A 13,040-nucleotide genomic window follows, 5' to 3' on the forward strand; every position below is an offset into this window, starting at 1 on the left:
CAGCGGGCTCCGGCCGTAAGGCGTAGGCGAGTAACGAGGCGAGGATTGTGGCCGATTTCGGGCAGACACGTTTTGCTCAGGAGCGCACGCGCGCCCCGCGCATCGGGCGGACGATAGTCCCGCGGGCCGCGCCCGCAGGGTGTCGAAGGTCATGTGTGACGGTTTCGTAATGCTTGGAAGAGCGGGAATGAGGGGAAAGGAGGGAGCGGGGAATGGAAGGGGTTTCGCCCGTTCATGCTCAGCGGCGCGCCCGCGCCGACGAATCGCCCCCACCATTCCCTTCTTTCCCTGTTCCCCTCATTCCCCTGCCTCACCTCACCAAATCACCACCTGCTTATCCGCGTCGCGCACCATCGGCTGCCCCGGCTTGCACGAGAACGCGGTGGCGAACGCGGGCAAATTCGACGGCGCGCCGATCGCGCGGAAATCGCTCGGGGCGTGCGGGTTGGAGGCGATCAGCACCTTGAGCAGGTCCGGCGTGTAGCGGTCGCGCCAGCTCATCGCGAAGCTCAGGAAGAAGCGCTGATCGCGGCTCAGGCCGTCGGTCTTGGGATCGGGCTGGTCGCCCACGGCCAAGCGCATCGCGTCGTACGCGGTGGCGAGGCCGCCGAGGTCGGCGATGTTCTCGCCCAAGGTCAGCTTGCCGTTGACCTTGAGTCCGGGCGCCGCTTCGTAGCCGTCGAACTGTTCGATCAGCTTCTGGCTGCGCGCGGCGAAGCCCTTGGCGTCGGCCGGCGTCCACCAGTTGACCATGTTGCCGGTCGGGCCGAAGCGCGAGCCCTGGTCGTCGTAGCCGTGGATCATCTCGTGGCCGATCACCGCGCCGATGCCGCCGTAGTTGGTGGCGTCGTCGGCCTTGGGATCGAAGAACGGCGGCTGCAGGATCGCCGCCGGGAACACGACTTCGTTCTGCAGCGGGTTGTAGTAGGCGTTGACCGTCTGCGGGCTCATGCCCCATTCGGTCTTGTCCACCGGCTTGCCGATCTTGCCCAGGCTCCAGCGGTAGTTGAACTCGTTGGCGGCCATGACGTTGGCGTAGTAGCTGTCGCGGCCGGTCGCAAGGCCGCTCCAATCGCGCCACTTGTCGGGATAGCCGATCTTGGGCGTGAAGCTCGCCCACTTCTCCAGCGCCTTCTTTTTCGTCTCCGCGCTCATCCACGACAGGTTCTCGATGCGCGCCTTCAACGCGGTGCGCAACTGCTGCACCAAGGCCTCGGTGCGCGCCTTGGCTTCGGCCGGGAACGCGACCTTGACGTACAGCTGGCCCATCGCTTCGCCGGCTTGCCCGTCGATGCCGCCGAGCACGCGCTTCCAGCGCGCCTTCGGCTCCTTCTGCCCGCGCATGGCCTTGGCGTGGAACTCGAAGCTTTCCTGCACGAACGCGTCGGACAGATACGGCGAGGCCTCGTCGACCGCGTGATAGCGCAGGAACGCGCGCCAGGCGTCCAACGGCGTGTCGGCGATCATCTTGCTGACTTCCTTGTGGAAGTCCGGCATCGCCAGCGAGAAGCTCGCCGGCGTCGCCACGCCTTGCGACTGGAAGAACTTCGTCCACGAGAAATTCGGCGTCAGCTCGTCGGCCTTGGCCGGGCTGATCGGGTTGTAGTACAGCGCGACATCGCGCGAGAGCTGCTCGCTCGACAGCGACACCTGCGCCAGGCGGGTCTCGAATTCGACCACGGCCTTGGCCTGCTTTTCGGCGTCGGCCGCGTTGGCGCCGGCGAGTTCCAGCACCTTGGCGACGTGCTTGCGGTAAGCGTCGAGCTTGTCGCGCTTGTCGGCGTCGAAGTAATAGCCGCGGTCGGGCAGGCCCAGGCCGCCTTGCGAGGCGTAGGCGATGTTCATCGCCGAGTTCTTGAAATCGGCCTCGGGCGCGAAATCGAACAGCGGGTTGCGGCCGTGCGCGGCGCTCTCGCGCAGATACGCGGTGAGCTGTTCGGGCGACTGCACCGCCTCGATCGCGGCCAGTTCGTCCTTCAACGGCGCGATGCCTTGCGCGTTGATCTTGGCCTCGTCCATGCCGGTGGCCCACAGGTCGCCGACCAGTTTCTCCACGCCGCCGGCCTTGGCGTCGGCGGCGGCTTGTTCGGCGAGTTGGCGCTGGATCGCCAGTGAGCGCTCGGCGAGCACGTCCGACACGCCCCACGAGGAGCGGTCGCCGGGGATCGGATTGGCCGCGAACCACTTGCCGTTGGCGTAGTCGCTGAGGTTGTCGCAGGCGCTCTTGCCCGCATCCAGATCGCTCAGGGCGAAGCGCACCGGCTGCGGCAGCTTGGATTCGTCGAGCTTGAGTTCGGCGGCCGCGGCGGGCGCCGGCGCGGCTTGCGGCGCGGCCGGGGCGGCGGGCTCTGGCTTGGCGCAGGCGGCCACGGCGGCGGCGACGGCCAGCGGCAACAGCAGGTGGCGGGGGCGGACGGTCATCGCGGGAACTCCAGGGCGGCGAGGGTGGGGCGCGGCGGGCGCGCGGAACCTAGCGATGATGGACCCGGCCGGCGCCGGGGGAGGGTGTCTTCAGTCACGTGGGGTGGCCGCCGGCTTTGCCTTTGCCGGGGTTTTCGCGGCGCGTGCGGGCGCGCGGCCGCAGCGCGGCGCGCCGGGACCGAAGCCTCACCGCCGCGGCTGAACCGGCGTGGTAATTTCGCCCCAGTCCGCGGCCCCCGCCCGCGGCGGCAAGGAGTCGTACCCGATGCGAGTGCATTTCCACGGCGCGGCCGGCGAGGTCACCGGTTCGCTGCACGAAGTCGAGGCCGCCGGCCATCGCCTGTTGCTGGACTGCGGCATGATCCAGGGCAGCCCCGAGGCCGAGCGCCGCAATCTCGATCCGTTCGGCTTCGACGCCGCCGCGCTCGACGCGCTGGTGATCAGCCACGCCCACATCGACCACATCGGCCGCGTGCCGCTGCTGCTCAAGCGCGGCTTCCGCGGCGAGATCCACGCCCAGGACGCCACCGCCGATCTGATGCGGATCATGCTGCTGGATTCGGCCTCCATCGCCGAAAGCGAAGCCGAGCGCGGCAACCGCCGGCGCGGCCCCGGCGAAGCGCCGCTGCAACCGCTCTACACCCGCGAGGACGTGGAAGAAACGATGCGCCGGGTGCGCCCGCTGCGCTACGACACCGACAGCGAAATCCTGCCCGGCGTGCGCCTGACCTTCCGCGAGGCCGGCCACATTCTCGGCTCGTCGGTGGTCGAACTGCGCGCCGAGGGCCGCACCCTGGTGTTCTCCGGCGATCTCGGCCCGAAGGGCACGCCGATCCTGCGCGACCCCGAACCCATCGCCGCCGCCGATCTGGTGCTGATGGAATCGACCTACGGCGACCGCCTGCACAAGGACCGCGCCGAAACCATCCTCGAACTCGGCCGCATTCTGGAGGCGGCCTGGAACGACGGCGGCAACGTGCTGATTCCCGCGTTCGCGGTCGGCCGCAGCCAAGAGCTGCTGTACTGGTTCGCCAAATACTGGGACGAGTGGAAGCTCTCGCGCTGGAAGATCTTCCTCGACAGCCCGATGGCGGCCAAGGTCGTGGCCGTGTACGACCGCCACACCGACCTGTTCGACGAGGACGCGGTGCGGGTGTGGAAGGAAAAGCCCAACCCATTCAACCTGCCCAACCTGCACCTGACCGAATCGGCGCAGGACTCGATGGCGATCAACGCGATCGAACGCGGCGCCATCGTCATCGCCGGTTCCGGCATGGCCAACGCCGGCCGCATCCTGCATCACTTCCGCCAGAACCTCGACAAGCCGCAGACCCATGTGGTGTTCGTCGGCTATCAAGCCGAGGGCACCGTCGGCCGGCGTCTGGTCGAAGGCGCGCAGTGGGTGCGCATCCACGGCCGCGACGTCCGCGCCCGCGCTCAGCGCCATACCATCGGCGGCTTGTCGGCGCATACCGATCAGCACGGTTTGATCGAGTGGTACGGGAACATCGCCGGGCATCCGCCGCTGGCGTTGGTGCACGGCGAGGACAAGGCGCGCGAGGCCTTGGCCGGGGAGATCGGCGAGCGGTTCGGCGTGCGCGCGGTATTGGCGCGGCCGGGGTTGACGCTCGAGGTCTGAGAGCTGGGAGATAGCGGATAGGAGGTAGGAGGTAGCGAAAGCCTTCTATCCGCCGCTTCGGCTGTTCGCTCGCTCGCAGCGGCTATCGCGCCGCTTCTCGCTATCTCCCATCTCCTATTCGCTATCTTCCCTTCCCCCAAGACCGGAACTCCCCGATGTCCGAGCTCCACCCGAAAGAACGCACCGGCGCCGCGTTCGACGCCGACGCGATGCAGCGCGCGCGCGAGCTGACCTGGCAGGCGGTCGAGCGCATCCGCGCGCAGATCGTGCCGGGCATGCGCGAGTCGCAGGCGCGCGAGCTGGGCCAGCGCACCCTGGTCGAACTGGGCATGGGGCGGATCTGGCATCCGCTGCTGATCCGTTTCGGCGCCAACACGCTCAAGACCTTCCGCGAGCGCTCCGACGGCGATCCGGAGCTGGGCGCGAACGACATCTACTTCATCGACATGGGCGTGGTTTGGGACGGCCACGAAGGCGATTCGGGCGACACCTTCGTGGTCGGCGACGATCCCGAGATGCACGCCTGCGCCGCGGCCGCGCGCAGTTTGTTCGACGAAGTGCGCGCGCGCTGGCGCGACCACGGCGCCAGCGGGCCGGCGCTGTACCGCTACGCGCAGGAGCGCGCCGAGGCGATGGGCTGGCGGCTCAATCTCGACATCCAGGGCCACCGGGTCAGCGATTTCCCGCATGCGGTGTATCGCGCCGGCGATCTGGGCGAGTTCGAGGGCACGCCGGCGTCGGGGCTGTGGATTCTGGAGATTCAGATCGCCCATCCGCAGCGGCCGTTCGGGGCGTTCTACGAGGACTTGCTGGTCTAGGCCGCGAATCCGGCGTTCGCGGGAAACGCGCGGCGTTGCGGCGAATTTACGCGCCGCCGCCGACCGCGCCATAGCGGCTTTACGCGCGCGGCGCGCAAGCTGTCGGCGTCTTCCCCCGCACCGATCCGCCGTGAGCATCCTGATCCTGCAAGGCCGCCATCCCGCCTCCGCGCCGCTGCCATCGCAGTTCCTGCTGGAACTGCGCCGCCTCGCCCAAGCGGTCGGCCGCAATCTCGAACTGCGTCCTTGCGCCAGCGTGCGCGAGCTGGTCGGCAGCCTGCGCGCCGCGCGCCGGCGCCGCAGCGAATTCGTGCTGCTCGATCCCGGCGAACTGGCGCCGCAGGCGCTGGCCGAGCCCGAACCGCTGCGGCAGGCGCTGGACGAATTGCCCAGCGCCTACATCGAAGTGCACGACGACAGCGCCACCACGCTCGACGAACGCCTGCGCGCGCACGCCGCGCCGCTGGCGACCATCGTCATCAACGGCGATCTGGCCGCCAGCTACCGCATCGGCTTGGGCATCGCGCTGCGCCGGCTGGCGCGCGCCTGAGCGCTACGCCGCCGCGCCGTCCTCGCGCGTGAGCCAGCGCTGCATCGCATGGCGGAAACGCGCGTTCTGCCGCTGCTGGCGCACGTATTCCTGATCGAGCGCGCGGTACAGCGACCACATCACCAAGGCCAGCAACAGCGCGAACGGCAGCGCGGCGACGGTGATCGCGCCTTGCAGCGCGTCCAGGCCGCCGGCCAGCAGCAAGGTCACCGCGATCAGCGCCTGGATGCCGCCCCACACCGCGCGCCGCCACAGCGGCGGGTCGGCGCGGTCCTCGCTGGACATGCTCGCCAGCACCAAGGTGGCCGAGTCGGCCGAGGTGACGAAGAAGATCATCAGCAGCGCGATCGCCGCCACCGCCAGCACCCGCGCCCACGGCAGGCTTTCCAGCAGCGAGAACAGCACCTGCTCGTAGCCCTGCGCGAGCGCGCCGGTGAGGTCGGTGCCGGCGAACATCTGCGCCCACAGCGCGGTGCCGCCGAAGGTGGCGAACCAGACGAAGCTCATCAGCGACGGCACCAGCACCACCCCGAACACGAACTCGCGGATGCGCCGGCCGCGCGAGATGCGGGCGATGAAGCTGCCCACGAACGGCGCCCAAGCGATCCACCACGCCCAGTAGAAGATCGTCCATTCGCCGACCCACGGATCGCGCGAGAACGGCGCCATGCGCAGGCTCATGTTCGGCAATTGGTTGATGTAGCCGCCGAGCGTGGTGGTCAGCGTCTCGAACACGAACGCGGTCGGGCCGGCGACCAGCACGAAGGCCAGCAACAGCGCGGCCAGCGCCAGATTGAGGTTGCTGAGCCATTTGATGCCGCGGTGCAGGCCGGTCAGCGTCGAAACCATGTACAGCACGAACGCCACCGCGACCACGCACAGTTGCAGCGCCGGCGTGACTTGCAGGCCGAACACGCGCGACAGGCCCGCGCTGATCTGGATGGTGCCGAAGCCGAGCGTCGTGGCCACGCCGATGGCGGTGGCGACCACTGCGGCCACGTCGATCAGCTGGCCGGGCCAGCGCCGGTGCCAGCGGCCGATCAGCGGCTGCAGCAGATCGCTGATCTGGCCGCGGCCGTTGCGGTTGAACTGGAACCACGCCATCGCCAAGCCGACCAGCGCGTAGATCGCCCACGGATGCAGGCCCCAATGGAAGAACACGTAGCGCATCGACGCGCGCGCGGCTTGCATGCTCTGCGGCGCGAGGCCTTCGGGCGGATGCTGGAAGTGCGAGATCGGCTCGGCCGCGCCCCAGAACACCAGGCCGATGCCCATGCCCGCGGCGAACAGCATCGACAGCCAGCTGGTGCGCGAGAACTCGGGTTCGGCGTCGTCGCCGCCGATGCGCAGATCGGCGAAGCGGCCGAGCGAGAGATAGATCAGGAACAACAGTGCGGCGAACACCACGATCAGGTACAGCCAACCGGCCTTGGCCACGGTGAGCGCCAGCGCGTGCTGCGCGGCGGCGTTGAATTCCTGCGGCATCAGCGCGCCGGCGGCGACCAAGGCGATGAGCAGGACGATGGACAATCGGAAAACCAAAGGGCTCTCTCCATGCGGGCGCGCGAAGACGTTCGCGCGCGGGGCGCCGCCGCGCGAAGCGCGCACGAGCGGACGGACACGGCCCGGACGCCCGCATGCGCGGGCGCCGCCGACTGAGGCGGCGATGAGGGGACCGACGGAGGCGTTCGCCGTCGCGAGCCATGGCCGCGGCGGTGGCGGCGCAAGCGGACGCTCAGGTCCGGTGCGAGGCGGTGAACCGGGCGATTGTAGCAAACGCGCGATTTTCGGCCTTCACGTGGCGAAAACGCATCGACGTTCGCGGGCGCGCTCGTCGATGCGGGCATCGACGTTCGCTATCTTTTCTCGATGTTCTCTACCCGATTTTTGCGGGGCGGCTCAGTGCGCGTGCGAAGCCGCGTTCTCGCGCCGCAGCGCCGCGGTTTCCCAACCGGCCACGATCACGAACACCGTCGTCGTCGCCGCGCCCAAGGCCAACGCCGACAAATGCAGCGGCGCGGCGGCGAACCACAACGCGATCAACATCGCCAGGCCGGCCATATGCGACAGCGGCGGGAACTTGCGCGTGTTGGTCACCCATTTGAACAGCGCGCAGCCGAGCAGATACAGCGCCGGCCCGCCGACGATGGCGGCGACGCCGGCGGCTTCGGCGTGGCCCGGATGCACCAGCACCAACTCGTCGGCGACCGCGCAGACGATGATGCCGGCGACGATCAGCAAATGCAGGTAGGTGTAGGCGAGCCGCGCTTGCCGCGCCGCGTCGCCGCCGTGGACGATGCGGTGCTCGCCGCGCGCCGCGCCGCTGTCGAAGTAGATCCACCACATCGCCACGCTGCCGAGGAACGCGATCACGAACGCGGTCAGCGTGGTCGGGTTCCAGTCGAGGTTGGCGTAGGTCGCGCCGGTGACGAGGATCGATTCGCCCAGGGCGATGATGACGAACAGGCCGCAGCGCTCCGAGAGATGACCGCCTTCGATGTCCCAGTCGGTCAGCGAGGAGCGGCCCAGGCCGGGCACGCGGAAGAACGCGACGGGGCCGAGGTATTCGATGGCGACCGCGATCAGCCAGTACCACAGCCGCGCCTCGGGTTCGGCCAGTCCGCCGAGCAGCCAGAACACCGCCGACACGCACAGCCAGATCAGGATGCGCACGAAGTTGCGGAAATTGCCGGGGCTGCGGCCGCCGCGCAGCGCCCACAGCATGAACGCGGTGCGCCCGACCTGCATCGCGGCGAAGGTGGCGCCGTAGGCGAGGCCGCGTTCGGCGAAGGCGTGCGGCAGCGAGGACGACAGCAGCAGGCCGCCGAGCATCAGCGCGAAGATCATGAGCCGCACCGGCACCTTCTCCGGGTCGAGCCAGTTGGTGACCCAGGAGGTGTAGATCCACAGCCACCACACGCCGAGGAACAGCAGACCGGTGCGCAGCGCGCCGGCGAGGTCGAGGTGTTCGAGCAGGGTGTGCGAGAGCTGGGTGACGGCGAAGACGAACACCAGGTCGAAGAACAGTTCGGCGAAGCCGACCTTGGCGTGGCCTTCGCGGATGCGCAGCAGACTGGGGCGGGTTGGGGTCATGGCGGACGGGCAGGTGGCGGGCGCGGGATCAGACTAGCGCGGTTGCTTGCGTAAGCGGCGTGGAGGCGGCGGGGCGTCGCGCTCTTCGCGTGGGACGGGTCCGCGGCTTTCGGGCCGGTTCGCTGGCGAGCCGTGTACGAGCATCGTCCCGGCTGCGTCCGCGCGCGACCTCAGCCTTTGGCCAGCCGCCACCACAGCAGCCCGGCGACCGCCGCCGGCACGGCGTAGATCAGCAGGAAGATCGGCAGTTCCTCGGTGACCGAATAACCCGCCCGGGCGACGCCGATGTACATGTTGATTCCCGCGCCGACGAACCACAGTGGCAGGAAGGCCTTGATCGCCAGAATCAGCGGCGCCGCGCCCGGGCCGCCGAAGCCGCGGCCGGCGAGCAGGCACACGGCGAGCAGGGCGAAGCCGCCGAGGATGACGAGGACGGTATGCATGCGGGTTCCCCTGGGTTGGTGGGTTGTGCGTGGAGTCGTCAGTGCGTCTTGCGGATCGTCGGTGTGTCGCGTGGATGCGGCTCGATGGTTCCCCAAAGCCCCGTTCGTCCCCGCCGCGATTGCAGCGAAAGCCACGTGCCGTCATTCCGGCGAAAGCCCTCTACCGTCATTCCGGCGAAAGCCCTCTACCGTCATTCCGACGAAAGTCCCCTACCGTCATTCCGACGAAAGCCCTCTACCGTCATTCCGGCGAAAGCCGGAATCCATTTTGCTGTTGCTCTCCTCGGCAAAGCAGGCGCGGAGCAAGATCAAAATGGATTCCGGCTTTCGCCGGAATGACGATGCGGGGAGGGCCGGAGGATCGGAGCTCTTCGGGCGGGCTCGCACCCGACCATGCCGCTTCGCACATCGCGGCCATCTTTCGGCCTTGCGCGTGCAAGCCATGTGCACATCGGCCCGCGCAGCGCGGTACTCGCCAAACACCGGCGGCGGAGCGCTCCCGCCCCGCCGCCGATACCGTCGCAGCCGACCGCGCCGCCCTCAGCGCGTCGTGTATCCGCCATTGGCGAAGATCGTCTGCCCGGTGATCCACCAACCGTCGGTCACCAGGAATTTCACCAGCGGCGCGATGTCCTGGATCTCGGTCAAACCGCTCTTGGTGCGGTTGCTCAACGCCGCCGCCGTGGCGTGGTACGCCGCCGATTCCTTCGACTCGGCCGGATAGAAGAACGGCGTGTCCATCGGCCCCGGGCCGACCGCGTTGACCGAGATCCCGCGCTCGCCGAACTCCTTCGACGCGGCGCGGGTGAAATGCTCGATCGGCGCCTTGCTGCCCGGATACACCGCATAGAACGGCGTATAGGCGGCCAGCAGCGAACTGACGATGGTGCAGATGTTGCCGTCGTCGGCGAGCTTCTTGCCCGCCTCCTGGATGAAGAAGAACGCGGCCTTGGAATTGACCGCGAACATGGTGTCGTACTCGGCCTCGCTCACGTCCACCAGCGGCTTCTTGATGACCATGCCGGTGGTGTTGATGGCGATGTCGAGCTTGCCGAACTTCGCCTTGGCCGCGTCGAACAGCTTGGCGACTTCGGCCGGTTGGGTCAGATCGCCTTGATGGGCGAACGCATCGGCGCCGGCGGCCTTGACCGCGGCGACGGTCTCCTCGGCCGCGGCGCGGGTGGCGTCGGAGTTGTAGTGCACGGCGATGCCGGCGGCGCCGCCTCGGGCGAGTTCGCGCGAGATCAGGCCGCCGAGATTCTTGGCGCCGCCGCCGATGACGACGTGCTTGCCTTGGAGAGAACGGTCGGGCATTGCAAAGCTCCTGGGTGAGGGACGAGCGGGAGGTCAGTGGCCGACGATGCGCATCTCGCGGATGCGTTCGCCGTCCACGCTGAACACGAAACGGCTGTCGCCGCTGTAGAAACTGCTGGCCCAGCCGGCGTCGACGACGATGCGTTCGCCGTCGCGGCTCACCCGGGTCGGGGTCAGGCGGCCCTGGGCGCCGACGAATTCGCGCGCGCTCCATCGCGCGATCGCGGCGGCGCCGACATAGCGCGTGCCCCAGTCGTCGACCACGCCGTCGGCGCCGAAGAAGGCGAGCGCGGTCTTGCCGTCGCCGCGATTGACCGCGGCGATGAATTCGGCGAGGGGCGGGGGCAGGGTGGGCGGGGTCATGCGGGCGGATTCCTGGGCGGGGACGGCGGCGCTCAGCGCCAGCCACGCGGCCGCGGCCGCGATGCGAAGACGGGCGCGCGGCGAGGCTTGGGCTGAACGGGCGAAATGAGGCATCGAAAACACGCGGCCTTGACGCAATGTGAGCGAAGTCATGTTTACATCCACGCAGGCCACGTCCGCTTTCAACATGTCCGAAGCACTGTCAATTTCTCCGCGCGACGGCGAGGCCGAACGCGCCGGCCTGAACGGCGCGGCCGCGCTCGGCGAGGCGGCCGCGCGCGGCTGGTCGGGGCGGCGCCGGATCGAGCGCCGCGACGAGGTCGAACTCGGCCGCGGCCTGCAGTTCGCCTACGCCACCGAGAACATCGCCCTGCCCACGCAGTGGACGCTGGAGCACGCGCGCCACACCTTGATCGTCCATCTCGACGGCCCGATGCGCCGGCTGGAAACCCGCATCGACGGCGCCGGCCGCCTGCGCGCGGCGCCGGCGGCGGGCGATTGGTGGCTGATTCCGGCCGGGCGCCGCTACCTCGGCCGCGCGCTCGGCGGCGAGATCGCCTACGCCGAACTCAACATCGATCCGGCCGGCTTCGCCGAATCCGCGCCGGGCCTGGGCGAGGGCGCGGAGTTGAAGGCGCGGATGAAGCACCGCGATCCGTTCGTGCACGGCCTCGCCGCGCGCCTGGCGCACCTGAGCGAGGCGCGCGACGACTTGGCCGCGATGCTGCGCGAATCGCTGGGCCAAGCTCTGTACCTGCACTTGCTGCGCGAACACAGCGCCGGCGCGGCGATGCGCGCGGCGCCGACGGACGCGCGGCTGAGCGAGGCGGTGCGGCGGCGGGTCGAGGACTACATCCAGGTCCATCTGGACCGGCGCATCACCTTGGACGAACTGGCGCGGCTCAGCGGTTTGAGCACGCACCAACTGCTGATCGCGTTCCGTCATGCGTTCGGGATGACGCCGATCCAGTACGTGCTGGCGCAGCGCTTGCTGCAGGTATGTCGGCGTTTGCGCGGCGGCGCCGACGACATCGCCACCATCGCGGTGGAAAGCGGCTTTTCCAGCCACAGCCATTTGTCGGCGGTGTTCAAGAAGCGGTATGGGCTGACGCCGAAGGAGTTCCGCTTGCAGGGGTGAAACCGCAGTTCGCCGCGTTCGCCCCTTGTCGTCATTCCCGCGAATGCGGGAATCCAGAGACTTCGGCGTCATATCGCGATAAAGCCCGGGACGCCCGCGCTCGCCGCACGCTCCCCGTGAGCGCGAAACAGCGCACCGGCATCGATGGTTTCCGCGACCGCGGCACGATCCCCGAACCCGCGACCGATCGCCGCGATCCCCGCGCGGCCGCGCGCAGCGTCACGACATCGCCCTGATCCCTGCCATCGGTCATCCCCCCTAATTGGTCATGGGCCGCATCGGGCCCGCCGATAGCATCGCCGGAACGACGACTCGCGGCCGCGCCCATGCGCGGCCGGCGCCTATCCGGAGCCCACGATGCTGACCATCCGCGACCTCACCAAGACCTACGCCAACGGGGTGCGCGCCCTGGACGGCATCGACCTCGACATCCCGCGCGGCATGTTCGGCCTGCTCGGGCCCAACGGCGCCGGCAAGTCGTCGCTGATGCGCACGCTGGCGACCTTGCAGGACGCCGACGGCGGCAGCGCCGTCTTGGAGACCGACGGCCGCAGCATCGACGTGCTGCGCGACAAAGATGCGGTGCGCCGTCTGCTCGGCTATCTGCCGCAGGATTTCGGCGTCTATCCGAAGGTGAGCGCGCAGGACTTGCTCGATCACTTCGCCGTGCTCAAGGGCTTGAGCGAGCGCAAGCAGCGGCGCGAAGTGGTCGAGGGGCTGCTGCATCAGGTCAATCTGTGGAACGTGCGCAAGCAGAAGCTCGGCGGTTTTTCCGGCGGCATGCGCCAGCGCTTCGGCATCGCCCAGGCGCTGCTCGGCGATCCGCGGTTGGTGATCGTCGACGAACCCACCGCCGGCCTCGACCCGGAAGAGCGCAACCGCTTCCTCAACCTGTTGGCCGAGATCGGCGAGAACGTCGCGGTGATCCTGTCCACCCACATCGTCGAGGACGTCACCGACCTGTGCCCGCGCATGGCCATCGTCAACAAGGGCCGGGTGCTGCTCAGCGGCGAGCCGAACGCGGCGATCGCCGCGCTGGCCGGGCAGGTGTGGCGCCGGCAGGTGCCCAAGGCCGAGCTCGACAGCTACGAAACCCGCTTCACGGTGCTGTCCACGCGTCTGGTCGGCGGCCAGCCGGTGATCCACGTGTTCAGCGCCGATGCGCCGGAGCCGGGCTTCGACCCGGTCGAACCGGGCCTGGAAGACGTGTACTTCCAGCGCCTGCGCCAACAGGCGCGGGTCGCGGCGTGAGGAGCGGACG

11 protein-coding genes are annotated in these 13,040 nt (G+C 69.0%); 5 read left to right on the top strand and 6 right to left on the bottom strand.

Features of this window, described 5'->3' with window-relative positions; all coding sequences use genetic code 11:
* Positions 1-315 precede the first annotated feature (315 nt).
* Positions 316-2,400 (bottom strand): M13-type metalloendopeptidase, encoded by a 2,085-nt coding sequence (locus tag J5226_RS12490; protein ID WP_215840410.1) that lies wholly within the window; start codon positions 2,398-2,400, stop codon positions 316-318.
* 286 nt (positions 2,401-2,686) lie between these two features.
* Here J5226_RS12490 and J5226_RS12495 point away from each other — a divergent pair, with 286 nt between their 5' ends.
* From J5226_RS12495 to J5226_RS12505, 3 genes are all read left to right on the top strand, one after another.
* The gene (locus J5226_RS12495; protein ID WP_215840186.1) at positions 2,687-4,060 is read left to right on the top strand and encodes an MBL fold metallo-hydrolase; all 1,374 of its coding nucleotides are present in this window, start codon (positions 2,687-2,689) and stop codon (positions 4,058-4,060) included.
* 155 nt (positions 4,061-4,215) lie between these two features.
* Entirely contained in the window at positions 4,216-4,878 is a 663-nt protein-coding gene (locus J5226_RS12500; RefSeq protein WP_215840187.1) for a M24 family metallopeptidase, read from the top strand.
* 130 nt (positions 4,879-5,008) lie between these two features.
* Entirely contained in the window at positions 5,009-5,428 is a 420-nt protein-coding gene (locus J5226_RS12505) for a hypothetical protein (protein WP_215840188.1), read from the top strand.
* Positions 5,429-5,431: 3 nt separating this feature from the next.
* Here the strand turns inward: J5226_RS12505 and J5226_RS12510 are convergent, their stop codons facing one another.
* The 5 genes from J5226_RS12510 to J5226_RS12530 form a co-directional block, all read right to left on the bottom strand.
* Positions 5,432-6,970: a BCCT family transporter gene (locus J5226_RS12510; RefSeq protein WP_215840189.1), complete on the bottom strand. Its 1,539-nt coding sequence runs from the start codon at positions 6,968-6,970 to the stop codon at positions 5,432-5,434.
* 357 nt (positions 6,971-7,327) lie between these two features.
* A complete protein-coding gene (locus tag J5226_RS12515) occupies positions 7,328-8,521 on the bottom strand; it encodes a low temperature requirement protein A (RefSeq protein WP_215840190.1) in 1,194 nt (397 codons plus the stop codon).
* A gap of 170 nt (positions 8,522-8,691) precedes the next feature.
* Positions 8,692-8,964: a hypothetical protein gene (locus tag J5226_RS12520; RefSeq protein WP_215840191.1), complete on the bottom strand. Its 273-nt coding sequence runs from the start codon at positions 8,962-8,964 to the stop codon at positions 8,692-8,694.
* Positions 8,965-9,504: 540 nt separating this feature from the next.
* On the bottom strand, positions 9,505-10,278 hold the full coding sequence (locus tag J5226_RS12525; RefSeq protein ID WP_215840192.1) for an SDR family oxidoreductase: 774 nt from the start codon (positions 10,276-10,278) through the stop codon (positions 9,505-9,507).
* Positions 10,279-10,311: 33 nt separating this feature from the next.
* The gene (locus J5226_RS12530) at positions 10,312-10,641 is read right to left on the bottom strand and encodes a nuclear transport factor 2 family protein (RefSeq protein ID WP_215840193.1); all 330 of its coding nucleotides are present in this window, start codon (positions 10,639-10,641) and stop codon (positions 10,312-10,314) included.
* Positions 10,642-10,828: 187 nt separating this feature from the next.
* Here J5226_RS12530 and J5226_RS12535 point away from each other — a divergent pair, with 187 nt between their 5' ends.
* Both J5226_RS12535 and J5226_RS12540 read left to right on the top strand, forming a co-directional pair.
* Positions 10,829-11,779, top strand: a complete 951-nt coding sequence (locus tag J5226_RS12535; protein ID WP_215840194.1) for an AraC family transcriptional regulator — start codon at positions 10,829-10,831, stop codon at positions 11,777-11,779.
* Positions 11,780-12,136: 357 nt separating this feature from the next.
* A complete protein-coding gene (locus J5226_RS12540) occupies positions 12,137-13,030 on the top strand; it encodes an ABC transporter ATP-binding protein (RefSeq protein ID WP_215840195.1) in 894 nt (297 codons plus the stop codon).
* Positions 13,031-13,040 lie beyond the last annotated feature (10 nt).

It is taken from the genome of Lysobacter sp. K5869, from assembly GCF_018847975.1.
In the GTDB taxonomy this organism is placed as follows: Bacteria; Pseudomonadota; Gammaproteobacteria; order Xanthomonadales; family Xanthomonadaceae; genus Lysobacter.

What these genes read in the sequence shown, in the direction of transcription:
- J5226_RS12495 (WP_215840186.1), top strand. Translation starts at nt 2,687, where the DNA reads ATGCGAGTGCATTTCCACGGCGCGGCCGGCGAGGTCACCGGTTCGCTG.
- J5226_RS12500 (WP_215840187.1), top strand. Translation starts at nt 4,216, where the DNA reads ATGTCCGAGCTCCACCCGAAAGAACGCACCGGCGCCGCGTTCGACGCC.
- J5226_RS12515 (WP_215840190.1), bottom strand. Translation starts at nt 8,521, where the DNA reads ATGACCCCAACCCGCCCCAGTCTGCTGCGCATCCGCGAAGGCCACGCC.
- J5226_RS12520 (WP_215840191.1), bottom strand. Translation starts at nt 8,964, where the DNA reads ATGCATACCGTCCTCGTCATCCTCGGCGGCTTCGCCCTGCTCGCCGTG.
- J5226_RS12525 (WP_215840192.1), bottom strand. Translation starts at nt 10,278, where the DNA reads ATGCCCGACCGTTCTCTCCAAGGCAAGCACGTCGTCATCGGCGGCGGC.
- J5226_RS12530 (WP_215840193.1), bottom strand. Translation starts at nt 10,641, where the DNA reads ATGACCCCGCCCACCCTGCCCCCGCCCCTCGCCGAATTCATCGCCGCG.
- J5226_RS12535 (WP_215840194.1), top strand. Translation starts at nt 10,829, where the DNA reads ATGTCCGAAGCACTGTCAATTTCTCCGCGCGACGGCGAGGCCGAACGC.
- J5226_RS12540 (WP_215840195.1), top strand. Translation starts at nt 12,137, where the DNA reads ATGCTGACCATCCGCGACCTCACCAAGACCTACGCCAACGGGGTGCGC.